The sequence below is a fragment of the Ferrovibrio sp. MS7 genome, from assembly GCF_038404985.1.
GTDB lineage: Bacteria > Pseudomonadota > Alphaproteobacteria > Ferrovibrionales > Ferrovibrionaceae > Ferrovibrio > Ferrovibrio plantarum.
Genome location: NZ_JBBKBA010000002.1, coordinates 246,539 through 273,231 on the forward strand (window position 1 = coordinate 246,539; position 26,693 = coordinate 273,231).

The 26,693-nt window shown below is 62.3% G+C and carries 15 protein-coding genes; 8 read left to right on the forward strand and 7 right to left on the reverse strand.

What is annotated here, in order from left to right; genetic code table 11:
• Nucleotides 1-11: 11 nt before the first annotated feature.
• A complete protein-coding gene (locus V6B08_RS14395) occupies nt 12-10,643 on the reverse strand; it encodes a cadherin-like domain-containing protein (protein WP_341982066.1) in 10,632 nt (3,543 codons plus the stop codon).
• A 600-nt stretch (nt 10,644-11,243) separates the two neighbouring features.
• The gene (locus tag V6B08_RS14400) at nt 11,244-12,038 is read right to left on the reverse strand and encodes a cysteine hydrolase family protein (protein ID WP_341982068.1); all 795 of its coding nucleotides are present in this window, start codon (nt 12,036-12,038) and stop codon (nt 11,244-11,246) included.
• Between the two features lie 271 nt (nt 12,039-12,309).
• Here V6B08_RS14400 and V6B08_RS14405 point away from each other — a divergent pair, with 271 nt between their 5' ends.
• From V6B08_RS14405 to V6B08_RS14430, 6 genes are read left to right on the forward strand one after another with little or no spacing between them, the layout of a single operon-like run.
• Nucleotides 12,310-13,302: a BMP family protein gene (locus V6B08_RS14405; protein ID WP_341982070.1), complete on the forward strand. Its 993-nt coding sequence runs from the start codon at nt 12,310-12,312 to the stop codon at nt 13,300-13,302.
• On the forward strand, nt 13,302-14,888 hold the full coding sequence (locus tag V6B08_RS14410) for an ABC transporter ATP-binding protein (RefSeq protein WP_341982072.1): 1,587 nt from the start codon (nt 13,302-13,304) through the stop codon (nt 14,886-14,888). Before V6B08_RS14405 ends, V6B08_RS14410 begins: the two co-directional genes overlap by 1 nt.
• Nucleotides 14,889-14,901: 13 nt before the next feature.
• Complete coding sequence (locus V6B08_RS14415) at nt 14,902-15,987, forward strand: ABC transporter permease (protein WP_341982074.1); 1,086 nt, start codon at nt 14,902-14,904, stop codon at nt 15,985-15,987.
• Entirely contained in the window at nt 15,987-16,907 is a 921-nt protein-coding gene (locus tag V6B08_RS14420) for an ABC transporter permease (RefSeq protein WP_341982076.1), read from the forward strand. Before V6B08_RS14415 ends, V6B08_RS14420 begins: the two co-directional genes overlap by 1 nt.
• 4 nt (nt 16,908-16,911) lie before the next feature.
• Nucleotides 16,912-17,574, forward strand: a complete 663-nt coding sequence (locus V6B08_RS14425; protein ID WP_341982078.1) for a cysteine hydrolase family protein — start codon at nt 16,912-16,914, stop codon at nt 17,572-17,574.
• Nucleotides 17,571-18,698, forward strand: a complete 1,128-nt coding sequence (locus V6B08_RS14430) for an amidase (RefSeq protein WP_341982080.1) — start codon at nt 17,571-17,573, stop codon at nt 18,696-18,698. The genes V6B08_RS14425 and V6B08_RS14430 overlap by 4 nt, the downstream gene beginning before the upstream one ends.
• Here V6B08_RS14430 and V6B08_RS14435 read toward each other — a convergent pair.
• The 4 genes from V6B08_RS14435 to V6B08_RS14450 form a co-directional block, all read right to left on the reverse strand.
• A complete protein-coding gene (locus V6B08_RS14435) occupies nt 18,653-20,374 on the reverse strand; it encodes a DEAD/DEAH box helicase (protein WP_341982082.1) in 1,722 nt (573 codons plus the stop codon). The two genes, V6B08_RS14430 and V6B08_RS14435, sit on opposite strands and share 46 nt — an antisense overlap.
• A gap of 148 nt (nt 20,375-20,522) precedes the next feature.
• Entirely contained in the window at nt 20,523-21,944 is a 1,422-nt protein-coding gene (locus tag V6B08_RS14440; protein WP_341982084.1) for a DUF1217 domain-containing protein, read from the reverse strand.
• A 197-nt stretch (nt 21,945-22,141) separates the two neighbouring features.
• Nucleotides 22,142-23,350, reverse strand: a complete 1,209-nt coding sequence (locus tag V6B08_RS14445) for an acyl-CoA dehydrogenase family protein (RefSeq protein ID WP_341982086.1) — start codon at nt 23,348-23,350, stop codon at nt 22,142-22,144.
• 105 nt (nt 23,351-23,455) lie between these two features.
• Entirely contained in the window at nt 23,456-24,193 is a 738-nt protein-coding gene (locus V6B08_RS14450; RefSeq protein ID WP_341982088.1) for a DUF4197 domain-containing protein, read from the reverse strand.
• Nucleotides 24,194-24,281: 88 nt separating this feature from the next.
• Here V6B08_RS14450 and V6B08_RS14455 point away from each other — a divergent pair, with 88 nt between their 5' ends.
• Together V6B08_RS14455 and V6B08_RS14460 are read left to right on the forward strand one after the other, a co-directional pair.
• Nucleotides 24,282-24,917: a TIGR02466 family protein gene (locus V6B08_RS14455; protein ID WP_341982090.1), complete on the forward strand. Its 636-nt coding sequence runs from the start codon at nt 24,282-24,284 to the stop codon at nt 24,915-24,917.
• A complete protein-coding gene (locus V6B08_RS14460) occupies nt 24,914-25,840 on the forward strand; it encodes a ketopantoate reductase family protein (RefSeq protein WP_341982092.1) in 927 nt (308 codons plus the stop codon). The genes V6B08_RS14455 and V6B08_RS14460 overlap by 4 nt, the downstream gene beginning before the upstream one ends.
• Here the strand turns inward: V6B08_RS14460 and V6B08_RS14465 are convergent.
• Nucleotides 25,797-26,630 (reverse strand): AraC family transcriptional regulator, encoded by an 834-nt coding sequence (locus V6B08_RS14465; protein WP_341982094.1) that lies wholly within the window; start codon nt 26,628-26,630, stop codon nt 25,797-25,799. The genes V6B08_RS14460 and V6B08_RS14465 overlap by 44 nt on opposite strands.
• Between the last annotated feature and the right edge of the window lie 63 nt (nt 26,631-26,693).

Here is a 26,693-nt window from a genome sequence, read left to right on the forward strand (position 1 = left end):
CAACTCCATACTCACGCCGCGCGGTCCTGCAGGATTGCAAGCAAGGCATCGCGCTGCGCTTGGAACAATGATGGCCCGGTCTGGCGCAACTGCTCGGTCAAACCCGGCTTGCCAGCAGGTGCCGCATTCGCCTCGCGGGCGGCCGGTGTTGCGGCATCGGCCTGGTCGGAACCGGGCGCGCCATCGGCAGCCGGCGCCTCGGCGCCTTGCTGCCCGGGCGTTTGCTGCCCAGGTGTCTGCTGGCCCGGCGCCTGCTGCTGGCCGCCCTGCCCGCCACCCTGCCCTTGGCCGCCCTGGGGCGCCTGCGAGCCATCGGGATTGGTAAGGATAATGCGGAAATCCGCCGAAGCCTCATTGCCCTGCTTGTCGCGGCCAACCACCTTCACATCCACCGCTTCGACACCCTGGCTGCGGGCTTCCTGGGCATTGACGCTGAATTCGCCGGTCTGCGGGTTGAACTGCACGAAGGATGGCAATGCACTGCCATCAGGCTGCTTGGCTTCCTTGGCAATCTGTTCCGACGGGTCGGAATGGCGGAAAGCCGAGGCCGGAATCGAGAAGGTTTCGCTGGTCTGTTCGCCGAGCACGCGGTCCTGCATTGAGGCGGCCAACTGCACCGGATTGATCGGCAGCGAGAAGAAACTCTGCACGAAACCGGCAACCGTGAGCGGCGCGCCGCCAAGCTGGCCTTCGCCGGCGCCGACGATTGTAGTGGTGGAGCTGGAGGAAGAGCTGTTGTTGCCGCTGACGCTGCTCGGCAGATTCAGTGCCGCGTTGGTGAGGTCGACCGGCGCTGTCGGCGGCGGCGGCGTGATCACCACAGTCGGCGGCGGCGGCGGCGTGGTCGTCTGCGGCGGCTGCAGCGGTGCCGGATCGACGGTGATCGGCACGATACTGGTGGCGCTGAGCGGACCGCCTGAACCGGTATTGCCAAAATCGTTCACCACGATGGTGAGTTCGTTCAAGCCGCCGGCCGCCTTGCTGCTGAGATAGGACAGCCCCGTAAGCGCGGCATTGAGCTGCGACAGCGTGCCCGTAAGCGTGATCGTCTCACTGGCGTTGCGGCCGCCGGTAATCAGCGTTGTACTGGCCAGCGTCAACGTGCCTTCATTCACCGTCAGGGTCACGGTCATGTTGCCGCTGCCGACATCGACATCAGCCAGCGAGATCAGCTTGTCGCCGCTGATCTGGGTCGCAATTGTCGCGACCGCGCTAATCTTGTCCGGTGCCGTGATGGTTGGGGCATCATCCACTGGATCGACATTGATAGTGACCGAGGCTGTCGTCTGCTCGTCCGACGGGCCACCGGTCAGCAGCGGATCAATACCGGTATTACCGCGGTCGTTCAGCGTCACCGACAAAGTATCGACGCCGTTGAAATGCAGGTTGCCGCGATAGGTCAGGTTGGCAATGGCCGTGTTAAGCGCCGCCTTGGTGCCGGTAAGCGTCATCGTGGCGCCGCCGTTGGCCCCGCTATCGACGGTCAGGCCAGTGGTATCGGCAAGCGTCAACGTGCCATGGCTGACCGTCAGGGTGACGGTCATGTTGCCGCCGAGATCATCGACATCCGCGAAGCTGATACCGGTCAGCGGCAGATCGACATCTTCGTCCACCGTCTGCACGCCCGGCACGGCGATGGTCGGGGTGTCGTTGACCTCCTGCACCGTGATCGCCACGGTCTTGCTATCGGTCAGCGGGCCGCCGGAGCCGGTCTGGCTGTTGTCGTTGACATTGAGCTGCAGCGTGTCGCTGCCATTGTAGTTCAGATCACCCTTGTAGGTCAGGCCGGCGAGGGCTGCATTGATATTCGCCTTGGTGCCGGAGAAGGTCATCGTCGCGTCCGACGTGCCATCGCCCGCGGTGAAGGTAAGACCGGTGATGCCGGAGAGCGTCAGGACGCCATGGCTGACGGTCAGCGTTACCGTCAGCTTGTGATCGCCGCTGCCCTCATCGGAATCGATATCATCCAGGCTGATCAGATTGCTGTTTGTGCTGTTGAACACCAGATCGGTATCTTCCCGTACCGTCTGTGCGGTCGGCACCGTCAGTACCGGCGCATCATCCACCGGATCGACCACGATGCTCACGGACTTGGTATCGGTGAGCGGACCGCCGGAGCCGGTATTACCGTTATCGGTCACTTCGATCTGCAGCGTATCGTTTGCCGCATGATGCGAATTGTAGTTCAGGTTGCCGCGATATTTCAGGCCATCAAGGGCTGCCCTGATATCGGCCTGGCTGCCGGAGAAGGTCATCGTCGCATCGGACGTGCCATCGCCTGTGGTGAAGGTCAGGCCATTGGTGCCGGAAAGTGTGATAACGCCGTGCGCCACCGTCAGTGTCACCGTCAGCCTGTGGTCGCCGGTGCCTTCATCGGCATCCACGTCAGCAATGCTGATCGGGTTGCTGTTTGCGGTATTGAAGACCAGGTCGGTATCTTCGTTCACATGCTGGGCGACAGTCGGCCGCGTAATCACCGGCGGGTCGTTGATCGGACCGACTTGGATCAGCACCGATTTGGTATCGGTGAGCGGGCCGCCGGAACCGGTCTGGCTGTTGTCGTTGACGATGATGTCCAGCGTATCGGTGGAGGTGGCGCCGGAATTGTCGTCCGGATCGCCGCGATAGACCAGACCAGCCAAGGCGGCATTGATATTCGCCTTGGTACCGGAGAAGGTCATCGTTGCATCCGACGTGCCGTCACCGGCGGTGAAGGTCAGGCCAGAAGTGCCGGAAAGCGTCAGCGTACCCTTGCCCACGGTCAGGGTCATGGTCAGCTTGTGATCGCCGCTGCCTTCATCGGAATCGACGTCGTCGATACTGATCAGGTTGCTGTTGCCGACCGAGAAAGTCAGATCGGTATCCTCGGCAACGCTCTGCGTCGCCGGCACCGTAATCACCGGTGCATCATCCACCGGGCTGACCGTAAGGGCGATGGTCTTGGTGTCGGTGAGCGGGCCGCCGGAGCCGGTCTGGCTGTTGTCGTTGACATTGAGTTGCAGCGTGTCGCTGCCGTTGTAATTCAGGTTGCCCTTGTATTTCAGGCCAGCCAGGGCGGCATTGATATCCGCCTTGGTGCCGGAGAAGGTCATCGTCGCATCAGCCGTGCCGTCCCCCGTGGTGAAAGTCAGGCCGGAAGTACCGGAAAGCGTAATGACCCCATGGCTGACGGTGAGTGTCATGGTCAGCTTGTGGTCGCCGCTGCCCTCATCGGAATCGATATCGTCGATGCTGATCAGGTTGCTGTTGGCGGTCGAGAAAGTGAGGTCGGTGTCTTCATTCACCGTCTGCCCGGTCGGCACGGTGATCAACGGTGCATCATCGACCGGGCTGACTGTAATCGCCACGGTCTTGGCATCGGTCAGCGGACCGCCGGAACCGGTCTGGCTGTTATCGTTGACGTCGATGCTGAGCGTGTCGCTGCCGTTGTAATTGAGATCACCCTTATACTTCAGGCCAGCCAGGGCGGCGTTGATATTCGCCTTGGTGCCGGAGAAGGTCATCGTCGCATCCGACGTGCCGTCACCAGCAGTGAAGGTCAGGCCGGAAGTGCCAGAAAGCGTCAGTACGCCGTGCGTGACCGCCAGGGTCATGGTCAGCTTGTGGTCGCCCGATCCCTCATCAGAGTCGACATCCTCGATGCTGATCAGGTTGCTATTCGCAGTCGAGAAAGTGAGGTCGGTATCCTCATTCACCGTCTGGGTGGTGGCTGGCCGGGTGATTACCGGTGCATCATCCACTGGGTCCACCGTAATCGCCACGGTCTTGGCGTCAGTGAGCGGACCGCCGGAGCCATACTGGCTGTTGTCGTTGACGTTGATCTGCAGCGTATCGCTGCCATTGTAGTTCAGGTCGCCCTTGTACTTCAGGCCGGCCAGCGCCGTGTTGATATTCGCCTTGGTGCCGGAGAAGGTCATCGTCGCATCCGACGTGCCGTCGCCGGTCGTGAAAGTCAGGCCAGTCGTCCCAGAAAGTGTCAGCACGCCATGGCTGACCGTCAAGGTCATGGTCAGCTTGTGATCCCCAGCACCTTCGTCGGAGTCGACGTCATCAATGCTGATCAGGTTGCTGTTGGCGGTCGAGAACGTGAGGTCAGTATCCTCATTCACCGTCTGGGTGGTGGCCGGCCGGGTGATCACTGGTGCATCATCGACCGGGCTGACTGTAATCGCCACGGTCTTGCTATCGGTGAGCGGGCCGCCGGAGCCGGTCTGGCTGTTGTCATCAACCGCAATCTGCAGCGTATCGCTGCCATTGTAGTTCAGGTCGCCCTTGTACTTCAGGCCGGCTAGCGCCGTGTTGATATTCGCCTTGGTGCCGGAAAAGGTCATCGTCGCATCCGACGTGCCGTCACCGGTCGTGAAGGTCAGGCCCGTGGTGCCGGAAAGCGTGATGACGCCATGACTGACCGTCAAGGTCATGGTCAGCTTGTGGTCGCCCGAGCCTTCATCGGAATCGACATCGTCGATGCTGATCAGGTTGCTGTTGCCGACCGAAAAAGTGAGGTCGGTGTCTTCGTTCACCGTCTGAGTAGTGGCTGGGCGGGTAATCACCGGTGCATCATCCACCGGGCTCACGGTGATGGCGATATTCTTGCTATCGGTCAGTGGCCCGCCGGAACCATACTGGCTGTTGTCGTTGACGCCGATCTGCAGCGTGTCGCTGCCATTGTAATTGAGATCACCCTTGTATTTCAGGCCGGCCAGGGCAGCATTGATATTCGCCTTGGTGCCAGAGAAGGTCATCGTCGCATCTGACGTGCCGTCACCCGTGGTGAAGGTCAGGCCAGAAGTGCCGGAAAGCGTCAGCACACCATGGCTGACTGTCAGGCTCATGGTCAGCTTGTGATTGCCAGCACCTTCGTCGGAATCGACATCCTCGATGCTGATCAGGTTGCTATTGCCCGTCGAGAAAGTAAGGTCGGTGTCTTCATTAACCGTCTGCGCTGTCGGCACAGTGATCACCGGCGCATCGTCCACCGCTGCAACAGTGATCGCCACCGTCTTGCTATCCGTCAGCGGGCCGCCTGAGCCGGTCTGGCTGTTGTCGTTGACACCGATCTGCAGCGTGTCGCTGCCATTATAATGCTGATCGCCTCGGTATTTCAGACCGGCCAGGGCAGTGTTGATGTCGGCCTTAGTGCCGGAGAAGGTCATCGTCGCCTCCGATGTACCATCGCCGGTGGTGAAGGTCAGGCCAGAAGTGCCGGAAAGTGTCAGCACACCATGGCTGACCGTCAGGGTCATGGTCAGTTTGTGATCGCCCGAGCCCTCATCGGAATCGACGTCGGCAATACTGATCAGGTTGCTGTTGGTGGAATTGAAGATCAGGTCGGTATCTTCATTCACCGTCTGCGTCGTGGCCGGCCGCGTGATAGCCGGCGCGTCATCCACCGGGTTGACGGTGATGGTAACGGTGGAAGTGGTTTCCTGTGCACCGCCGGCACCGGTATTGCCCTGGTCATTGACCTTGATCACCAGCGAATCAGTGGTAGCGATATTGGAATTATAGTTCAGGTCGCCGCGATACTTCAGGCCGGCCAGGGCGGCGTTGATCTTATCCTCGGTGCCGGTGAAGGTCATCGTCGCATCCGACGTGCCGTCACCCGTGGTGAAGGTCAGGCCGGTGGTGCTGCTCAAGGTCAGCACGCCATGGCTGACCGTAAGCGTGACTTTTAGCGGCGCGCCGAAATCGTCCGGATCATCAACGCTTATCAGGTTGCTGTTGGTGGAATTGAAGATCAGGTCGGTATCTTCGTTCACCGAAACATTGTTGTTCGCCAGGGTGATGCCCGGCGCATCGTTGGAACCGGAAATCGCCACAGTGATATGCTTGGTTTCGGTGAGCGCGCCGGTGCCACCATTGGCCTTGTCGTCGATGGTAACGGCAATATCGACCGAGATATCCGGGTTGCCGGCAGCCGGCGAGAATTGCAGGCCTTGCAGGGCCGCATTCAGGTTCGCCATGGTGCCTTCGATCACCATGCTGCTGGCGCCATTGGTGCCGGTGATAAAGCTGATGCCGGTAGTGCTGCCAAGCGTCAGGCTGCCATAGCCCGAGGAATTGTAGGTCGAGGCCAGGGTAAGCCGGTAGGTCAGCGTCGAAAGTTCGTAAGGTGTGTCCTTGGCATCATCGAAGCTGATAGCATTGCTGTTGCCGGTACTGAAAGTAAGGGCGCCACCAGTGGTGAGATACTGTACGGCGGTCGGCGCCGTCAGGCTGGGCGCATCGTTCACCGGGTCAACAGTGATATCCACGGTCTTGGTATCGGTGCCAGAACCCGTGCCGGTATTGCCGTTATCGTCCACCGTGATGGTGAGCGTGTCCTTGACCTGGCTGTTGAAGGCGCCAGCACCGGTGCCGTTATAGTCTTCGTTGGCCTTGTAGCTCAGGCTGGCCAGCGCCGCATTCACCGCCGTGCGTGAGCCGGAAATGGTGATCGTATCGGAATCGTTGGCTGTGCTGTTATCGAAGCTGATGTTGCTGGTGGTGCCCAGCGTCAGCTTGCCATGCTGCACTTCCAGCGTGACCGTGATGTTGCTGCCAAACGAATCCGGGTCGGCCACCGAGATCAGGTTGCCGCTGGTGAATGTGAGGGAGGTATCCTCGGTCGCCGTCACCGAACTCGGCGCGGTGATCACCGGCGGATCGTTCGCATTCGAGGTGTTGATATCGATATTCTTGGTGACGATGTTGTAGCCGGCGGTGGCACCGCTCGGATCCGCACCGCCGTTGCCGTTATTGGCTGTGGTGATGTCATTAACCGTCACCACCAGGCGCAGGGTGGCGTTTTCATCGCCCGGCACCTGCAACTGCAGGCCATCCAGCGCCGCCTGCACATCGGCCTTGGTGCCATAGAAGGTCATGATCGAGTCGGCAGCGCCGTCACCCGTGGTAAAGGTGAGGCCCGTCGTGGTGCTGAGCGTCAGTTCCGCGGAGCCATAGGTGGAACCAGCCTTCTGGATATCCAGCGTCACCGTCAGCTTGTCTTCCGTCATCGACGGCGTGTTTTCGTAGTCGGGATCGCCTACCACGATACGGTTGCTGTTGCCGGCCGAGAAGGTCAGCGGCGTCACGGTCGAGAAGGTCTGGGTACCCGGCACCGTCAGGGTCGGGGCATCATTCACCGGCGTGATGGTGATGTTGTAGCTGCCATTCACCGAACCGCCAGCACCATCGCGCACCGTGAAGGCGAAGGTATCGGCGTGGTTCTCGGAACCATCGTGGGTGTAGGTGACACGGTTATTGTCGAGGTCGTCCTGCGTGAACACCGAACCAACACCAAGCACGGCCCCATTCAGCTTGAGGGTGCCATAATCGACATTATTGGTAATGAGGTACTGGCGCTGGATCGTGGTGTTGTCAGGATCAGTATAGTGCAGGTGGAATTCATCATCGCCGGTGCCGGCGGTATTGTCGGTGCCGAAACCATTGCTGCCCTTGATGGTCTTGGTCTCGCCCTCGCTGAGGGTCATGTCCTTCTGGCTGTACCATACCGGCGGATCGTTCAGCGGCGCGGCTTCGATGTTGACGGTGTAGACAGTTGAAAGGCTATCCGCCTTCCCGCCCCCGTCATTCACGCCCATATTGTCGTTGACCTGGAACTTGAAGCTGTCGGCGAACTGCTCATCGCCGCCATGAGTGTAGCGCAGATTACCGCCGTAGAGCTGCGCCTTGGTGATCACCGTGGTGAGATCCACCGTGGTCTCGAAGCTGCCGTTATTGTCGGCATCGAGTTCCAACACGCCATAGGTCGGCAGGTTGGTGATCTTGAAGGTCAGGTCGTTGGGATCGGCATAGCCGGTGCCGCTCTTGTCGCCGGAGCCATCCACATCCGCGAGGGTGAATACTTCCTCGTCGATGATGTAGCTGCCGCCTTCATTCACCACCGGCACTTTCAGCACTTCGGCAGTCGGCTGGTCGTTCACCGGCGTGATGTCGAAATCGAGATCCACCAGCGAACTGATATTGGTGCCGTCGCTGACGGTGAGCTGGATACGGTTGTTGGTGGTGAGAAAGTTTTCGCTGCCGTTATGCTTGTAGGTGATCAGGCCGTCATCCACGTCCTTCTGGCTGAAGGTGGCATGCAGGCCGAGCGCCGTGGCGCCACGATAGATGGTGCCATTATCGGAAACCGTCTCGATGCGGTAGACCAGCAACTCGACCGGCGTATCGCCGTCCGTCGTACTCAGATTGGCGGTGGCGATGGTGCCGCTGCTGCCTTCATCCAGCATCACGGTATTGGAGACGATCACCGGTGCAATGGTGTTGGCCGGCACATCATCCAGAGCTTCCGGGCCGGCGCCATCGCCGGCGATCAGGTTAGCCTCGATCTGGAAAACAATCTGCGTCAGGGTGGCACTGGCGCTGGGATCGTCGTAGATGCCGCCTTCACGACGGTCAGGATAGCTGCGCAGGCCGCCATCTTTCACCGTGAAGATCGCCTGTGTCACATAAGTTGCCACCGACAGGTCGGAATAGCGCAGCTTGCCGTCGTCAATATCCTGCTGCGTGAAAGTGGAGCCGATCGTGAGGTATTTCCAGGTGCTGCCATCGAGGAACTGGAGCTGGCCCTCCGGCGGCACGGCAACTACAGTGTAAGTAAGGTTGTCGGCACCGGAATCCGGGTCGGTCACCTGCAGCATGCTGTTGGTGATGACGATGCTGCCCTGGCCCGGCGCCATGATCGCGCCAGTATTCACAGCCAATATCGGGTCGTCATTGTTGTAGAGTACGTTCAGCTTGATATCGCTGGTCGTGCTTTTGTTCACGCCCTCGCCGCCACCATTGTCGGTCACCTTGACCTGGAAAGTCAGCGGCGTGCCGCTCGGCTCATCGGCACTGGCATCGTAGGTCAGGTTGGCCACGTCGTTGCTGGTGAAGGTTGCGCCGACCGTCAACGCAACGCCGTTCAGCTTCAGCACGCCGGCGGTGGGCAGCGACAGAATCTCGATGCTATGCGGACCGTCGCTGATATCCGGATCGGTGATGGTGAGCGTCACCTGTTTGCCGGTCTGGCCTTCATAGACGTCGGTGGTGCCGGCGGCTTCCGGCGCCTGATTCACCGGCGTGATGGTCACCGGCACAATGATATTGGTGACGATGCCGCCAGCGCCGTCTTCCAGCAGCAGCTCAAAATTGTCCGAGGTGTTGCTCGGCACCTGGCTGCCATCATGCTTGTATTGCAGATGCTGGATCTGGGTCTGATCGAACACAGTGCCGATAACCACCGGGCTGCCGTTGAAGGTCAGCACGCCGTCGGTTGGCAGCGTCACCACCTTGTAGATGAGCTGCACGGTCTGATTATCGGGATCGACGGCGGAAAAGGCGTAGAAGTTCGTGCCGTTGCTGAAGGCAACGGTGCCGCCTTCCGCAACGGTAACGCCCGGCGTCGAGACCACCGGCACGTCGTTCACCGGCGTGATGTTGACGTTGATCGCCTTGCTGTTGCCACCGGTGGCGGCCACTGTGATGGTGTCGTTGCCGGTATAGTCGTCGGTGGCGCCGGAACCTTCGGTCCCCTTGTACTTCATCTGATTCAGGGCGGCGTTGATCGCGTCCTGAGTGCCCTTGAAGGTCATCGTAGCGTCGGCGGTGCCATCACCGACGGTGAAAGTCAGGCCGGTGGTCTGCTTCAGCGTCACCGTACCGTTGGCGGCGGATACCGTCACCGTCATCTCGATAGTGTTGCCGCTGTCGTCGCCGTCGCTGACGGTGAAATCCGTGATGGCGAGTTCGGCTGCTTCGGCGATCTTGTAGATTTTGTCGGCGGCAGCGGACGAACTGATGCTCGGCACCGGGTCATCGAGCAGATCAGTGAAATTCGCCATTGCGGCAGCCGAGAATGGCAACGCCGCCTCGATACTGCCGGTGCTGTATTCCAGCACCCAGTCACCGCCGCGCGACATATCGCCGGTCAGGTTGGTGGAAGCCGCCACATCGGCATGGGTAAGCTGTGCCAGTTGCTGCACGAAGGCGGTGCCATCCGGGCTGGCGGCCACCGAGCAGCCATAGAGCAGCAGGTCGGCGCCGGCATTGAGCGACTGGCCCCATTGCGCCACCGCCTGAGCGAAATCGCCCTGCAGCGAGGCAGTATCGAGAATGCTGTTGCCGAGCGCGATGCGGCCTTCATCGCCATGCGCCAGGATATGCACGGCACCGACATTGCCGCCGAGCTGCGCCAGGGTGTCGCCGATCACCTGCACCCCATTCTCGTCGGCGCCGATCAGTCGTACCGTCACCGAGGAAGGCAGGTCGGCGATCAGCGCCGCAGCGCCTTCCACCTTGGCATCGATGAACACCACGGTCTTGGGCGTATTCTCCAGGCTGTCCTGTGCCGTCTGCGGCGGCGGCGCCACCAGATCGGCGCTGCCATTGCCCTGCTCTGTCGACGGCGCGGCATCGGTGGCCGCCTGTGTCAGCGTGGCAATCAGCGCCGCCACTTCCTGCTGCTGTTGATCCTGCTGCGCCGTATCTTGCGTTGTGGGGGTGGTATTATGGTCCGCTGTGGCAGCGGCAGCCGGCGCAGCAGCATCGAACAGGATGCGTGGCTCGAGCGCGCGCAATGTGAGGGGGCCTCGCGCCACATCGGCTGGCTGCAGAGATGGTTTCTTAAGCTGCGAGCCGCTGGGCTGAAACGTCATGGCCTTTGCCTCTACAACCACAGGCCAGTGCAATCTGGAACAAATGATGTTCTCATCGCCTCGGCTGCGGCCTCAAAAAATCGCAGGATCACCCTTTGCAAGGAAATTAACCGGCAGAAACCACCCCAGCAAGCACTATTCAGCAACCTCCATGCGATAACGCACGCGCGAAATATCCGTCAAGATTAGACATATTGCGTCGTTTTTTCAGAACAATTCTATAAATGACCTCGCGCAGGTATCAATCTACCGCATACACCCTCAGAGGGAATTATAGGATTATTATCTTATAATATTGACACAATATGCTTCTATGCGCCCCAAGGTAGAACGCATGCGAAAGATTCTAAAGTGCAGCTTCGGCGATAGGCACTTCAACCATCCAGGTCGAAGGAGCGAATGATCGATATAAATATGTACATAATCAACTTATGATTATAATCAGATGCTGGCTGCTGGCCCATTGATCAGGCCAATCACCACAGCAGGATGCTTCCATCACATCCAGGCGGCGGCTCAGCAAGTCGAGTAGGTACCAGGCAGGCCAGCAGCGGAGTCGCTGTGACGCTGCCGCTCCAGGATATTAAGCCCGCGCCTTGATCACCCCAGGGCTTTAATGAGGGTGGCCGACTTGGTGACAAAGCCGAAGCATTTCTTCACGTTCCACACTGTCGCCTCGGTGCAGAAGGCCGGCGACGAGGTGGCGCAGCAATCCTCCACCAGCACGCAGCCATAGCCGAGGAAATTCGCATCAGTGAGGCTGTGCAGCACGCATTGATCAGTGTTGACGCCGGAGAACAGCACCGTGCGGATACCGAGGTTGCGCAGGATGGAATCCAGCGGCGTGTCCCAGAAGCCGCTGATGCGGTATTTGTCGACCTTGATGTCTTCCGGCTTCTGCTCAAGTTCATCGACCACCGCCGCCGCCCAGCTATCCTTTTCCAGCACCCGCGCGCCGCTGCCGGGCAGCGGATCGCCCAGGCCGACGCCACTGCCGGAATTCTTGTAGAGATGAATCTGGTTCGGCGGCATGTTGGCGAGATCCGGCCGGTTGCCCCAATTGACCCAGATCACCGGAATCCTGGCCTTGCGCAAAACCGGCAGCAGCTTCTGCAGCGGCTTGATCGGGGCGCGGTCCGGCCGGTAGTCGCCGCCGATATGATCCACCCAGCCGCCGGGCGCGCAGAAATCGTTCTGCATATCGATCACGATCATCGCCGTGCGCTTGGCATCGAAAGTGATGTTCTGCGGCGCTGCCTTCACGGTCACCGGCTTTGGCGCCGGGGCCGGGGTCGCCATGTCGATATGGCTCGCGCTGGCGCCCCAGGCATAATAGGCACCGGGTGCCGATAGCGGCTTCAGCTTGGCAGCGGATTTCTTGCTCGGTTTGGCCATCATCTTCTCCCATGACACAGCCCATGACATCGGCTGGTCCTGCAGAAGCAAATAACCTGCCAGCCGCCAGCGCCAGATAGTCCAGGAATGACATGCATACGATGCCTGTTTTTTAGGCTTTGCATGCAATTATGCGCAGCGCATTGGCAGAGTCCCTCAGGCAAGACACTGAGCCCGCTTGATTCCACTCGATTCAATTATGAATCACGCTGGCACGCCGATTGCAGCTTTCTCCGACGACTGATCTGTCGCCATCCTGAGGGGGAATGCCATGCTTCACGTTGATCGCCGCCGTTTTCTCACCGGCACCGCCGCCGCCGCTGGTGTCACCTTTGCCGGTAGCTGGGCCCTGCCCGCCCGTGCCGCCGGCCCACTCACCGTGGGTGTGCTGATCCCTGGCTCGAAGTCCGACAAGGGCTGGATGGAATCGGGCTATGACGGCCTCAAGGCCGTGGAAAAGAAGCTCGGCGACAAGGTGAAGATCAGCTTCATCGAAAACGTGAAATTCGGCGAAATGGAGCAAGTGCTGGTCGCGCTTGCCGGCAAGAACGAGTTGATCATCGGCGTCGGCGGTCAGACCCAGGCTTCCGTGATGAAGGTGGCGCCCCGTTTTGCCAAGAAGAAGTTCGCCATCGTCGGCGGCAATGCCGATCCGAACAAGCCGGCCAATGTTTCCGGTTATGATGTGCGCCAAGCCGAGATCGGCTTCGTCGCCGGTGCCGCCGCCGCCATGCTGTCAAAGAACGGTGCCGTCTCCTATGTCGGTGGCCTGGAAATCCCCGCCATCGTCAACACCGGCAAGGAATTCGGCAACGGCGCCAAGTATATCAACCCCGGCATCAAGTATTTCGAGAACTACACCGGCGACTTCGACGACGTGGCGAAGTCCAAGGAAGCGACTTTGGCCGCCATCGCCCAGGGTGCCGATGTGCATTACCACATCCTCAATCTCGGCCTGCGCGGCATGGAACAGGCGGCGCGCGAGAAGGGCACCAAGATCATCGGCAGCTATACCGACCGCTGCGGCACCGATCCGCTCTATATCGCCTACTCGATCACCGGTGTCGGCTATCAGGTCGAATACGCCATCGAGCAGGCTGTCGCCGGCACCTGGAAGCCGGAATTCAAGCCCTTCGGCCTTGCCATGGGCCCGAAATCTTCCGACATGATCATCTGCGGCGGCGGCACGCCGGCAATGCTGGCCAAGCTGGACGAGATCAAGAAGGACCTGCTTTCGGGCAAGATCAAGGTGCTCGACGCCTGATGCAGGCCACAGCCGAGGTATCGGAAGCAATGGCGGGGGCCGATGCCGGTCGGCCCCTGCTGGTGCTTGAAGGTGTCTCGAAACGCTTCGGCAGCCTGCAGGCGCTGGCCGATATCAGCCTGGATTTCCATGCCGGCGAGGTGCATTGCCTGCTCGGCGAAAACGGCGCCGGCAAATCCACACTCTGCAATCTGATCTTCGGCACCCATGCGCCGGATACCGGCTTCATGCGCTATCAGGGCCGCGAATGGTTGCCGAGCGGTCCCGCCGAAGCCCTGACCAGCGGCATCGCCATGGTGCACCAGCATTTCAGCGTCGTGCCGCGCATGAGCGTGGTGGAAAACCTGATGCTCGGCCAGGTGCGCGGCGTGCTAAAGCACAAGGATTATGCCGCGCGCATCCGCGAACTGGGCAAACGCTACGACCTTGCGGTCGATCCCGATGCCATTGTCGGCGAATTGTCGGTTGGCGAACGTCAGCGCGTCGAAATCGTGAAATGCCTGATGCGTGAGCCGCGCCTGCTGGTGCTGGATGAACCCACCGCCGTGTTGCCGCCGGAGGAAATCGGCGCGCTGCTGGATATCGTACGCCGCGTGGCTGACGATGGCCGCGCGGTGATCATGGTGACGCATAAACTGGCCGAGATCGCCAAGGTGGCGGACCGCGTCAGCGTGCTGCGCGGCGGCCGCAAGATCACCACCGTGCGCATGGCGGAAGCCCAGATGGGTGACCTGGTGCGCGCCATGGTCGGTCGCGAAGTGGTGTCGCTGGAAAGTGCGCTACAGGCCAGTCTGGCCGAGATTGCGTCGCCACCCACTGCGGATGACGACAAGCCCAAGCCCTTCGCCCTGATCTGCGACGGCCTGACGGTGAAGGACCGTACCGGCGCCGTACGGCTGGATAATTTCACGCTGGAAATCCGGGCCGGCGAAGTGATCGGCTTGGCCGGCGTGGAAGGCAACGGGCAATCCGAGCTTGGCCGCGTGCTGGCAGGATTGCTGAAGCCCAGCGCCGGGCGGTTCCATATCGGCGATGAGGATCTGACCGAAGCCGGGCCGGCGGCGGTGACGGCGGCCGGCGGCGGCATCGTGCCGGAGGATCGCCATGCGGTCGCCTGCGTCACCGGCATGAGCGTGGCGGAGAATATCTTCCTCAACAAGCTCGGCGACTTCACCCGCTTCGGCATGCTGCAGCGTGGCGCCATGACCACGGCGGCGAAGGAACTGATGACGCAATATGATGTGCGCGCCGCCTCCGCCGAGGTCGCTTTCGGCGGCCTTTCCGGCGGCAACCAGCAGAAGGCCGTGCTGGCGCGCGAACTGACCCTGAAGAAGCTGGTTTTCCTGCTCGCTGCGCAGCCCACACGCGGCCTGGATATTGGTGCCGTGGAAGCGGTCTACCGTAATATTCGCGCCGCCGCGGCACGCGGCGTCGGCGTGCTGCTGATTTCCAGCGAACTCGATGAACTGATCGCGGCCTCCGACCGAATCCTGGTGCTGTATCGCGGCCGGGTGATCGGTGAGAAACCGGCACGGATGGACCAGCGCGAAGCCATCGGCGCCCTGATGTCGGGACACGCTGCATGACAAGGTTGGTTGCATGACAGCTATTGCGCTTTCTCGCCCCGCCCTCACCCGTACCGCGCTGCGTCTGGCGGTGCCACTCGGCGCCACTACCATCGCGCTGCTGTTCGGCCTGCTGATGATCGCCCTGTCGGGCCGCTCGGTGCCCGATGCGGTGGCGGCCTTCATCGATGGCGCCATCGGCTCGCCGTTTGCGTTTGGTGCCTCGGTGAACCGCGCCGTAGCGCTGGCCATGGTCGGCTTCGGCTTCATTATTGCCAACCGTGCCAATCTTACCAATGTCGGCGGCGAAGGCCAGATCGCCGTGGGTGGTATCGCCGCCACCGCCGTGGCGCTCTATGGCGGCGTGCAGGGCCTGCCGCTGGGCCTTGCCGTGCTGCTGCCACTGCTGGCCGGTGCATTCTGCGGTGCTGTCTGGGGCGCAATCGCCGGTGTGATGAAAGTGCGCTTTGGCACCAATGAAGTGATCAGTACGCTGTTGCTAGGCTTCATCGCGCTGCTGTTCGTCTATTGGTCCGTGCAGTCCGACAACCTGCTGCGCCAGCCACGCAATTCCTCGGCAACGCTTCCGGAATCGCTGCCAATTCCGGAAGCCACGCAATTGCCGCTGCTGACGCCCGATCCGGAATCGCCGCTGCATATCGGCTTGGTAATCTGCATTCTCTGCGGCATCGCCACCGCCGTGATGCTCGGTCGCTCTACTTTCGGCCTGAAACTGCGCGCCGTGGGCTTGAATGAATTGGCCGCGCGCCGCGCCGGCATGCCCTGCGACATGCTGCTGATCGCCGCCCTCGGCCTCGCCGGCGCGCTCGGCGGTCTGGCCGGCGCCACCATGATCCAGGGCGAGCAATATTACCTCAAGACCGGCTTCTCCTCGGGCTATGGCTTCGATGGCCTGGTGGTCGGCCTGCTGTCGCGCGGCTCGGCGATAGGTGTGCTGGCCGGGGCGCTGTTCTTCGGCTTCCTGCGGTCGGGCGGCATCTCCATGGAGATCATGGCCCAAGTGCCTGCCGCGCTTACTCTTGTAATCCAGGGCTTGATCGTCATTGCCGTCGCCGGTTCGGTGATCCTCTCCGAACGGCTTGCCGGGGAGGCCAAGTGATGATCGACCTGTTCGCGGTTTTCCTCGCCTCCACCCTGCGGCTGGCCATGCCGCTGATGCTGGCCGCCAGCGGCGAACTGGTGAGCGAACGTTCCGGCGTGCTCAACCTGAGCCTGGAAGGCATGATGCTGACGGCGGCCTTCTTCGGTGCGCTCGGTGCCTGGGGCACCGGTTCGCCGGTGCTGGGTATCCTCTGCGCCGTGCTGGCGGCTGTTGTGGTGGCGGCGGTGCAAGCGGTGCTGAGCGTGCGGCTGCGGGCCAATCAGCTCGTGGTCGGCATCGGCTTCAACATCCTGGCGCTTGGCGCCACCACGCTGCTTTACCGCATCATCTTCGGCGGCCTGTCGCGCGAGGAAATCCCGGGCCTGCCCAAGATGCATATTCCGGGCTTGAGCGACCTGCCGCTGATCGGCCCGGCGCTGTTCCAGCAGAGCTACCTGGTCTATTTCGGCTTCGGCTGCGTGCTGCTCTTGTGGTGGATGCTGAAATACACCGCCTTCGGCCTCGCCATCCGCGCCGTCGGCGACGATCCGCGTGCCGGCGACAAGGCCGGCGTGCCGGTGGCGCGCACGCGCTATCTCTCGGTGCTGATCACCGGCGCCATGGCCGGCTTGGCTGGCTCCTTCCTCTCGGTGGCCGATATCAACACCTTCACCGAGAACATGACCAACGGCGCCGGCTATCTGGCGCTTGCCGCCGTGATCTTCGGTGGCTGGACAGTATGGCGCACCATTGGCGCCTGCCTGCTGTTCGGTGCCGCTACGGCGCTGCAATTCCAGCTACCCGCCATGGGCGTGAACGTACCCACCGCACTGCTGCTGATGCTGCCCTATATCCTGGCGCTGCTGGCGGTGGCTGGCGTGGTCGGCCGGCTCGATCCGCCTGCCGCCCTCACCCTGCCCTTCCAGCGCGGAAAGTGATGCCATGCCAATCATTCCCGCCCAGCCTTATGAATTCGAGTTTCCCGCCGGCAAGCTGGCGCTGATCGTGATCGACATGCAGCGCGATTTCGTCGAGCCCGGCGGCTTCGGTGCCGTACTCGGCAATGATGTCAGCCTGCTGACCGCCATCATCCCCACGGTGGCCGAGTTGATCGCCGGTTTCCGCAAGGCCGGCCTGCCGGTGATCCATACCCGCGAAGGCCACCGCGCCGATCTTTCCGACTGCCCGCCCTCCAAGCGCGTACGCGGCAAGGGCAGCCTGACCATCGGCGATAGCGGCCCGATGGGGCGCATCCTGGTGGATGGCGAACCGGGCAACGACATCATCCCTGAGCTGGCGCCGGTGCCCGGCGAAGCGGTGATCCTCAAGCCCGGCAAGGGTGCCTTCTATGCCACGCCGCTCGGCGATATCCTGCGCCGCGCCGGGGTCAATCATCTGGTATTTGCCGGCGTCACCACCGAGGTCTGCGTGCAGACCACGATGCGCGAGGCCAATGACCGCGGCTATGAATGCCTGCTGGCCGAGGATGCGACCGAAAGCTATTTCCCCGAATTCAAGGCCGCCACCCTGGCGATGATCCGCGCCCAGGGCGGTATCGTCGGCTGGACTGCGCCGGTAAAGACCATCCTGTCGCATCTGGCATGAGCGCCTTCGTTCCGGGTGGCACCTTCGTCATACCGCCAACCGGCGCCGGGCTGCTTAACGGCCGCACCTTCGCCGTAAAAGACCTGATCGATATTGCCGGCCATGTCACCGGCGGCGGCAATCCCGACTGGGCCGCCGCACAGCAACCGGCGAAACACCATGCCCCGGTGGTGGAGCGAATGCTGGCCGCTGGCGCCACGCTGATCGGCAAGACCATCACCGATGAACTGGCCTTCAGCCTGGAAGGCGAGAATGCGCATTTCGGCACGCCACTGAATCCGCGCTGCCCTGACCGCCTGCCTGGCGGCTCCTCCAGCGGCTCAGCCTCTGCTGTTGCCGCCAGCCTGGCCGATCTGGCGCTCGGCACCGATACCGGCGGCTCGGTGCGCGTACCCGCCAGCTTCTGCGGCCTGTTCGGCTATCGCCCCAGCCATGGCCGCCTGCCGCTGGACGGCGTGATCCCCTTCGCGCCGAGCTATGACACGGTTGGCCTGTTCGCCCGCGATGCCGATACGTTGCGGCGCGGCGCCCTGGCGGTGCTGGTGGATACCGCGCCCGCCATGCCGATCACGCGTGTCATGTGGGCCAGTGATGCCTATGCAATGACCCAACCGGCTGTGGCCGCCGCCCTGCCCCAGCTTGGCGAAGCCGTGCAGCTTTATGATGGTGAGGACGTCGACTGGCTGGAGGCTTATCGCGTGTTGCAGGCTGCCGACATCCAGGCTTCGCTTAGGCCCTGGATCGCCACGGCTAGGCCGCGTTTCGGCGAAAACATTGCCCCACGCTTCAGCGAAGCCCTGGCGTTGAGCGAAGCCGAGATCAAGCGTTACCGCCCGATCCGGGCAGCCATCCGGGCCAAACTGGAAGCGATGCTGCCGCCCGGCACGGTGCTGCTGCTGCCCACCGCACCCTGCCCGGCGTTGAAGCGAGACAGCGATGGCGCGGCGCGCGGGGATTTCTACCGCAGGGCGCTGACGCTCACTTCAGCCGCCGGTCACGCCGGATTGCCGGCTTTGAATATTCCGGCAGCGGAAGTCGATGGCTGTCCGGTCGGTCTGTCGCTGCTCGCCGGCGCGGGTCAGGATGAAGCCTTGCTCGACTTCGCCTTGGCGGGCCCGCTGTAGCCGCCCTTCTTGCGGTGCTTCTTGTCCCATTCCGGCTTTTTCAGCTTGCGCGGCTTCGATGCCTCGCCTTCGCTGCCCGGCTGCAGGCGCAGGATACGCAGATTCTCGCCAGTACCCTCGCGCTCGATCTGCTGCCAGAAACGCTCGGCAACATTCGCCGCCACCTCGAAATGGGCCTCGGTGTGGAACACCTTGATCGCACCGATATCGCGCCGGGTGAGATTGCCGACGCGGCAGATCAGCGGCAGCAGCCAGCGCGGCTCGGCATTCTGCTTGTGGCCAGCCGAGATGCTGAACCAGACACCGCCGCTGAAAGCCTCGCGCGGCTTCTTCGCCGTTTCGGCTGCCGGCGCGGTGGCAGGCAGATTTTCCGACAATTCCTCCGGCGCCGGCAGACTGGCGCGTTGCAGCCGCAGATAGGCGGCAGCGATCTGCTCCGGCGGATGCGCCGCCAGCAGGGCCTGCACGAAATCCGGTTCATCCCCGCTCAGCGGCGCCTGCAGCACCGCATCCTCCAGCATGCGCTGGCGGTCGCGGGCGGCGACATCGGCGGCACTGGGTGGCGAGCCCCATTCGGCGCGGATATTGGCACCAGCCAGCAGCCGCTGCGCCGTCTGGCGCCGGTTATACGGCACCATCAGGGCGCAAAGGCCCTTGCGACCGGCGCGACCGGTGCGGCCCGAGCGATGCAACAGCGTCTCGCCGTTGGTCGGCAGGTCGGCATGGATCACCAGTTCCAGGTCCGGCAGGTCGATGCCGCGCGCCGCCACATCGGTGGCGACACAGATGCGGGCACGACCATCGCGCATTGCCTGCAAGGCATGGCCACGGCTGGCCTGATTCAACTCGCCCGACAGCGCCACCACCACGAAGCCACGGTTCGCCAGCCGCGCGGTGAGATGATTCACGCCCATGCGGGTACCGCAGAAGATCAGCGTACTTCTCGGCTGCATATGGCGCAGCAGGTTGATGATGGCATTCTCGCGGTCACCCGGTGCCATCTGCAGCACGCGGTATTCGATATCGCCATGCTGCACCCGCCCCTGCTGTGCCGAGAGGCGCAGAGCATCACGCTGGAAGCGTTTTGCCAGGGCGGCAATCGGCTGTGGCACGGTGGCGGAGAAAAGCAGCGTGCGGCGCTCCGGTGGCGCGGCACTCAGGATATATTCCAGGTCTTCGCGGAAGCCGAGATCGAGCATCTCGTCAGCTTCGTCCAGCACCACGGCCTGCAACGCGCGGATATCCAGCGAGCCGCGCTCGATATGGTCGCGCAGGCGGCCCGGTGTGCCGACAACGATATGTGCCCCGCCCGACAGCATCTGGCGCTCCTGGCGCATGTCCATGCCACCAACACAGGAGACCACGCGTGCGCCGGTCTGCTCATAGAGCCAGGTCAGTTCGGTGCAGACCTGCAGCGCCAGTTCGCGGGTTGGCGCCACCACCAAGGCCTGCGGCAAGCTGCCGCGCTCGAAACGCTCCTGCCCACGCAGCAGGCCGGGCGCCATGGCCATGCCAAAGGCCACGGTCTTGCCCGAGCCGGTCTGGGCCGAGACCAGCAGATCGCGGTCCGCCGTTTCCGGCGCCAGCACCATTGCCTGCACTGACGTGAGTGTATCGTATCCACGCGCGGTAAAAGCCCGGGCCAAAGCCGGGACCACGCTTTCCAAACCATGCATTGCTAGAAACTTCCAGGAGGCGCCAACGCGGGCGCAGGGCGGGCCACAGCCCGAGTTGGCGCGTCTTTTAAGCCCTGGATTCGGAAACGTCAATTGCGCCGGCACCAATTGTAACCGGCATTACCGTCTGCTTATGAGAACAGCCTGCCTACGAAAACAGGTTAAGCAAGTAGCTGCTGCTGCCGCTCGAGGTGCCGCTATCCTTGAGCACCAGATAGCGGGAAACCAGCTTTTCTACCGCATTACTGTCGCTTTTCAGCTCGGCGAGATCGACCTTGGCCTCAACGGCTGCTACCTGGGCATCCTCTTCCTGGTAAGCGATTTCCTTCGGAATCGCATTCGCCACCGTCACCACCTCGCGCATCACCGAATCCGCCAGCAGGCTGACCGTGGAGCTGGCCGACTGGATGCGGCGGCTGAACTCGATTGCCGCGCGCACCCCCGGCGCCTCCTCGTCCAGATGCCGCTCGTATTCGATCTGCTGATATTTCTGCACCAGACTGTCGGTGGTGCCGGAGCTGGTGAGTGCGGTTACACCATTCACCGCGACATTGAGATCCTGGGCCAACTGCTTGAAGCGGGAATCTTCGAAGCGGTTAGCCAGTGAGTCAACATCCGACAGATCGCTTTCCAGGATCTTGCGGATCTTGCCGGGATATTGCGCTTCGTCCTCCAGGTCATAGGCACTGAGCACGAATTTCAGCAGCCGGCTATTGGCGAACAGGTCGTCCAGCGACTTCACGCTGCCGATATTATCCTTGTAGTAGGTGATCTCGCGCTGCACATCACTGCGGTTGATGAAGATCTGATAATCCTGCCCATCATACTCATAAGCCTGGCTGGTTGTGGTGCTTGCCGCCGTCTCGGTCAGCAATGTCTTGGTTTTAGCCTTGGCGTAAGCGGCGGCATCATTGCCCGCGATATCGCCGGCCTGGATGATCTTGCCGCTGGAATCAAGCACCGCCTGGCCGTTCAGGCTGACCGTGACGCCCTGCAGCTTCGCCAGCCCTGCCGGCAGGCCCGCCACCACATTGGCGCTGTTGGACAACGTGCCATCGGTCTCGTAGCCGACCAAATTGCCGTTCACATCGGTAAGGTCGCCCTGGGCGCCAAAATTATACTTCTTCGCCAGCTCCAGTTCCTTGGCACTGCCCTGGCGTGCCGTCGACGTCAGGTCGTTGAGATCGCTGGTGAGAACATCCTTGAGTCGCTGCTTGTTACTCAGGTAGAGATCGCCCATGCCGTTGGCTTCGGCCAGCACGCGCAGGAAGCGGTCGTCATTGATCAGTTCGTCAACGGTGGTGGCCGAGGCGGCACGGTTCTGGAAATACTGCGCATCGCTGACGACATTGGCATTGTCCTGCTTGTAGAGGACATTGCGCGCCCGGATGGCGGCATTGTTCATCTCGCGGATCTGCTCCGCCACCACACTGTCTTCGATGCTGGCCGCCGTAGCAGAGCTATTGGCTTCCGCCGTCTGCTGCAGCTTCTTGTACATCGCCAGCGCCGAGGCCGAGCCGGTGTTGCTGGAGGAGGATGAGCTATATAGGACACTGAGATCGAGTTCCATGACCCGAGGCTAGCGTGCAGGCCGCAGGCCGCCGAGGCGAAATGCGTGTCAGCAATGCTGCGTTACACAAACGGCTTCAGCCTCCGTTAACCAGCAAGCGTAAAAGCCTGCAAAAGCAAAGGCCTTTCCATGTTTCAGGCAAGGCCTTCATGTAACAGAGCGTAGTATTGTTACAGACGCTTTTAGATCCTTGGGCCTCAGAGGCCGAGGATCAGTTTCGACATGATATTGCGCTGGATCTCATTGGAGCCGGCATAGATCGAAACCTTGCGCATGTTGAAATAGCGCGGCGCCACGCCATCGGCATAATCGGGGCCGACACCGGGCAGGTTCGAGCCTTCCATCTGCGGCGTGAAGGGCAGCGCATAATAGCCCACCGCCTCGGCGGCAAGCTCGGTCACCATCTGCTGCAATTCGGTGCCACGGGTCTTGAGCAGCGAGGATGCGGCGCCAACATTCTGGCCGCTCTTGAACTGGCCGAGCACGCGCAGCTCGGTCATTTCCAGCGCCATGATCTCGATTTCGCATTGTGCCAGCTTGGCGCCATAGGCGGGATCTTCGATCAGCGGCGTGCCATCGGGGCCGCCCTCGGCACGGGCAATCTTGCGCACATGCTTGAGGCCACGCTTCAGCATGCCGGAATAGGCATTGCCGCGCTCGAATTCCAGCAGGTACTTGGCGCAGGTCCAGCCCTGGTTCAGTTCGCCGACCAGATTTTCCTTCGGCACCTTCACATCGTCGAAGAAAACCTGGTTCACCTCCTGCATATGCGGGCCGGGCTCATCCAGCGTGACGATCGGCGCCACGGTGATACCGGGCGACTTCATGTCGATCAGCAGGAAGGAGATGCCTTCCTGCGGCTTCTTGCTCTGGGCGGTGCGCACCAGGCAGAAGATCATGTCGGCATGCTGTGCTTCCGAGGTCCAGATCTTGCTACCATTGCACAGGAAATGGTCGCCCTTGTCCTCCGCCTTCATCTGCAGCGAGGCAAGATCGGAACCCGCGCCCGGCTCGGAATAGCCCTGGCACCACCACACCTTGCTGGCCAGGATATCGGGCAGGTATTTCGCCTTCTGCGCCGGGGTGCCGAATTTCATAATTACTGGTGCCAGCATGCGCGGGCCGAACGGCACCACGATGGGCGCGCCGGCGGCGGTCATTTCCTGCTCGTAGATATACCGCTCGGTCGGCGTCCAGCCCGGTCCGCCATGCTCCACCGGCCAGTTCGGCGCCAGCCAGCCCTTGGCCGAAAGCCGCTCCTGCCAGCGCTGGTGCAGATGCTTGGCGATATAGCCGGTGCGCGTCCTGGCCATGGCGGCGCGCATCTCGTCATCGAAATTATCGGCGATGAACTGGCGCACTTCGGCCTGAAAGGCACGTTCTTCGGCAGTGAATTCGAGGTCCATAGGCTCCCTCCCGCTCGGCTTCTTTTGCCCCAATATAGGCTTGCGCCGCGGCGCCGCAAAGCGCCGCCCGCCGCCAGTTGACGGGAATTCACCCGAAGCAGGTATCTAGCCGAATACCTTGCGTAAAAGCTCGGTGCTGCGCGCTGCGGGATTGGTGCGGATCGCCGCCTCTTCCTTGGCAATATAGTGGAACAGGCCATCCAGCGCCTTTTCCAGCACATGGTCGGTAATATCCAGGGCCCCCACCCCGCCGCCCGGCAATGCAGAAAGCTTGTCCGTGACCGCGCGGTAGGATTGCAGTGCGCCGACATCGCGCATGGCATTGTCGATCACCGGTCGCATCGCGGTGCTGAGCGGCTGGCTGGTGGTGCGGCGAAAATACTGCGTGGCGGCATCCTGCGGCCCCTGCAGAATACCCTGGGCATCCTGCAGCGACATATCGGTGATGGCCTTGACGAAGATGTCCCGCGCCTTTGGCACCGCCGCCTCCGCCGCCCGGTTCATACGGGTTTCAAGATCGTCCACCAACCCGGCGCCGCCGACCGCCTGCAACAGCGACTTGCCCTTGGCCAGCATGCCGGGCAATGGGATATGGATTGCCGGATCCTTGAGATAGCCATCGGCCTTGCCGACCTGGCCGATGGTGCGTTCGGATGCCACCTTCAACGCCTCGCGCAGGCCGGCAGTGGCATCGGCGTCGCTCACCTTGGCGCTGCCACCGCTGCCGCCGAGCTTGCCGGCAAGGCCGGAAAGATCATTGGCCGATTTCGGCAGGCTGAACTGCGCCGCCGCCGGCAAAGCCAACAGAGCCAGAGTCAAACCCAGTGCCGCGGATCGTTTCATGGCATCAACCTCCCACAGGATAGCTTGGCATCATTATAGAACAGGATGGATCGGTTGACATCGTCCGGTCTGGGGCGGAAAACAGGTCATGGCGACCAAAACTCTGTTCCCGACGCAAATATACAGCGCCGCCCTGAAGCGGACCGGCCTAGCCGTCCTGAACCAGCGCCTGGCCGATGAAAGCATGGCACTGGCCGATGCCGATGCCGCCGGCCAGGATTGGAGCACGCGCAACTATCTCGGCGGCTACACTTCCTATGGCAGCCATTGCCGCCTGCACCTGATCTCGCCGCTTTTCGCCGAACTGGAGCGCGCCATCCGGCCGCATGCACGCCGCTATGCCGATGCGCTGCATTATGACCTGCGCCAACGACGCCTGGTGATGACCGATTGCTGGGTGAACATCATGCCGCCGCAGGTGATGCATGGTTCGCACCTGCACCCCCTCTCCTTCATCAGCGGCACCTACTACGTGCAGACGCCGCGCAATGCCGCGCCGCTGAAATTCGAGGATCCGCGCTTAGGCCTGTTGATGGCGGCACCGCCCCGCCGCGCCGATGCACCGGCGGCAAAAAGGCCTTTCGTGACGTACAAGGCACGGGCCGGGCATCTGGTGCTGTTCGAGAGCTGGCTGCGCCATGAAGTGCCGGCCAGCGACGTGAAGGGCGAGCGGATATCGGTCAGCTTCAATTATGCCTGGGAAGACGTGACGAAGGGGAAATGAGCATGCGCGTGGCGATCATGGGCGTGGGCGGCGTGGGCGGTTATTTCGGCGGCCTGCTGGCGGAAAGCGGCGCCGATGTGGTGTTCATCGCGCGCGGCGCACATCTCAAGGCATTGCAGCAGGATGGCCTGAGCATTGAAAGCAATGTGCGGCCGCTGAAAAATCTGCCGATCCAGGTGACCGACGACCCGGCGAGCGTCGCCCCGGCCGACCTGGTGCTGCTTTCCGTGAAGCTGTGGGACACCGACTCCGCCCTGCAGCAGGCCAAGCCGCTGGTGAAGCCGGGCGGTGCCATCGCCTCGCTGCAGAACGGCATCGAAGCCGTGGACAAGGTGACGGCGGTCTATGGCAAGGCCGCCACGCTGGGCGGCGTGGCGCATATAGCGGCGCTGATCGAAAAGCCCGGCGTGATCCGCCACAACGGCACCATGGCCAAGGTGACGCTCGGCGAAGTGGATGGCGGCAGGAGCGCCCGGCTCGATGCCTTCGCGGCCCTGGCCGAGAAGGCGAAAATCGAGCTGGCCCTGCCCGACAACATCCATCGCGCCATCTGGGACAAGTTCGTGTTCCTCGCCAGCTTTTCAGGCCTCACGGCACTGACCCGCAGCAGTATCGGTCCGATCCTGGCCGAGCCAAAGACCCGCGCGCTCTATATCGCCGCGCTCGAGGAAGCCTGTGCCGTGGCCCGCGCCAAAGGTGTTGGCCTGGCTGCCGATCACCATGAGCGCGCGCTGGGGCTTTCCGAAAAGCTGCCAGGCAGCATGAAGGCGTCGATGCTTGGCGACCTTGAGCGCGGCAACAAGCTGGAACTGCCCTGGCTGTCTGGCGCCGTGGCGCGGCTCGGCGCCGAACTCGGCGTGCCGACGCCGACACATGCTTTCATCCAGGCGGCATTGCAGCTTGCCGCCAACGGCCGGGCGTGACGCCATAGGCGGCCTTGAACTGGCGCGTGAAATGCGCCTGATCGGTGAAGCCTGAGGCCAACGCGGCATCGGCTAGGCTGGCGCCGGCAACAATGCGGCGACGCGCCTCGCGCAGGCGCTGCTGGCGGCGGTATTCGCTCGGACTCAGGCCATAGAGGCGGCGGAAACCACGCGCCAGATGGAAGCGGCTGATGCCGGCTTCCCGCGCCAGGGCAGCGATACCAATATCCTCCAGCAGACTGGCCTCCAGCAGGTCGCGGGCACGGCGCAGGCCCGGTGCGGCCGGCGGTGCCTGGCGTGGCGCCAGGCCGGCATAGCGCGGCAGCAGGATGCCCAGCACGCCAAGCAGGGCTTCATCGCGGCGTAGCCGGGTATCCGGTTCAGCCAGGCTGTCGAATGCCTCGGCAATCACCCGCGCCGCCGTCTCGTCCTGGGCCAGCGGCTGGCGGAACAGCGGCTCGGCACCCGGTGCGCCGAAGCCTTCGCCGCCGAGATCGCGCAACAGCGGCACCGGCAGGTAGAGCATGCGATAGGTGAAGCCGCCAGCATCGGTGGGGCGACCATCATGCACTTCCGCCGGATTGAACAGCATCAGCGCGCCAGGCCGGGTGCTGTAGCCGGCACCCCGGCAGCGATAGCTCTGCGAACCGGTCTCGGTCATGCCGATGGCATAGGTTTCATGGGCGTGGCGGTCATAGGCATGCTGCACGAACCGGGCACGCAGGGCCTCCAGCCCGGTGGCAGGGTCCGCCACCAACCTTACCCATTCTTCTGCCTGCCGGATGCTCATGGATGGATTCTGGGGCCGGCCGCCGGACTTGGCAAGGTCACATCCGTGCAAGACCGGCAGTCC

Coding starts and splice junctions, on each gene's coding strand:
- V6B08_RS14460 (WP_341982092.1), top strand. CDS start 24,914: ATGAGCATGCGCGTGGCGATCATGGGCGTGGGCGGCGTGGGCGGTTAT.
- V6B08_RS14430 (WP_341982080.1), top strand. CDS start 17,571: ATGAGCGCCTTCGTTCCGGGTGGCACCTTCGTCATACCGCCAACCGGC.
- V6B08_RS14440 (WP_341982084.1), bottom strand. CDS start 21,944: ATGGAACTCGATCTCAGTGTCCTATATAGCTCATCCTCCTCCAGCAAC.
- V6B08_RS14420 (WP_341982076.1), top strand. CDS start 15,987: ATGATCGACCTGTTCGCGGTTTTCCTCGCCTCCACCCTGCGGCTGGCC.
- V6B08_RS14410 (WP_341982072.1), top strand. CDS start 13,302: ATGCAGGCCACAGCCGAGGTATCGGAAGCAATGGCGGGGGCCGATGCC.
- V6B08_RS14455 (WP_341982090.1), top strand. CDS start 24,282: ATGGCGACCAAAACTCTGTTCCCGACGCAAATATACAGCGCCGCCCTG.
- V6B08_RS14450 (WP_341982088.1), bottom strand. CDS start 24,193: ATGAAACGATCCGCGGCACTGGGTTTGACTCTGGCTCTGTTGGCTTTG.
- V6B08_RS14435 (WP_341982082.1), bottom strand. CDS start 20,374: ATGCATGGTTTGGAAAGCGTGGTCCCGGCTTTGGCCCGGGCTTTTACC.
- V6B08_RS14445 (WP_341982086.1), bottom strand. CDS start 23,350: ATGGACCTCGAATTCACTGCCGAAGAACGTGCCTTTCAGGCCGAAGTG.
- V6B08_RS14395 (WP_341982066.1), bottom strand. CDS start 10,643: ATGACGTTTCAGCCCAGCGGCTCGCAGCTTAAGAAACCATCTCTGCAG.
- V6B08_RS14415 (WP_341982074.1), top strand. CDS start 14,902: ATGACAGCTATTGCGCTTTCTCGCCCCGCCCTCACCCGTACCGCGCTG.
- V6B08_RS14405 (WP_341982070.1), top strand. CDS start 12,310: ATGCTTCACGTTGATCGCCGCCGTTTTCTCACCGGCACCGCCGCCGCC.
- V6B08_RS14465 (WP_341982094.1), bottom strand. CDS start 26,630: ATGAGCATCCGGCAGGCAGAAGAATGGGTAAGGTTGGTGGCGGACCCT.
- V6B08_RS14400 (WP_341982068.1), bottom strand. CDS start 12,038: ATGGCCAAACCGAGCAAGAAATCCGCTGCCAAGCTGAAGCCGCTATCG.
- V6B08_RS14425 (WP_341982078.1), top strand. CDS start 16,912: ATGCCAATCATTCCCGCCCAGCCTTATGAATTCGAGTTTCCCGCCGGC.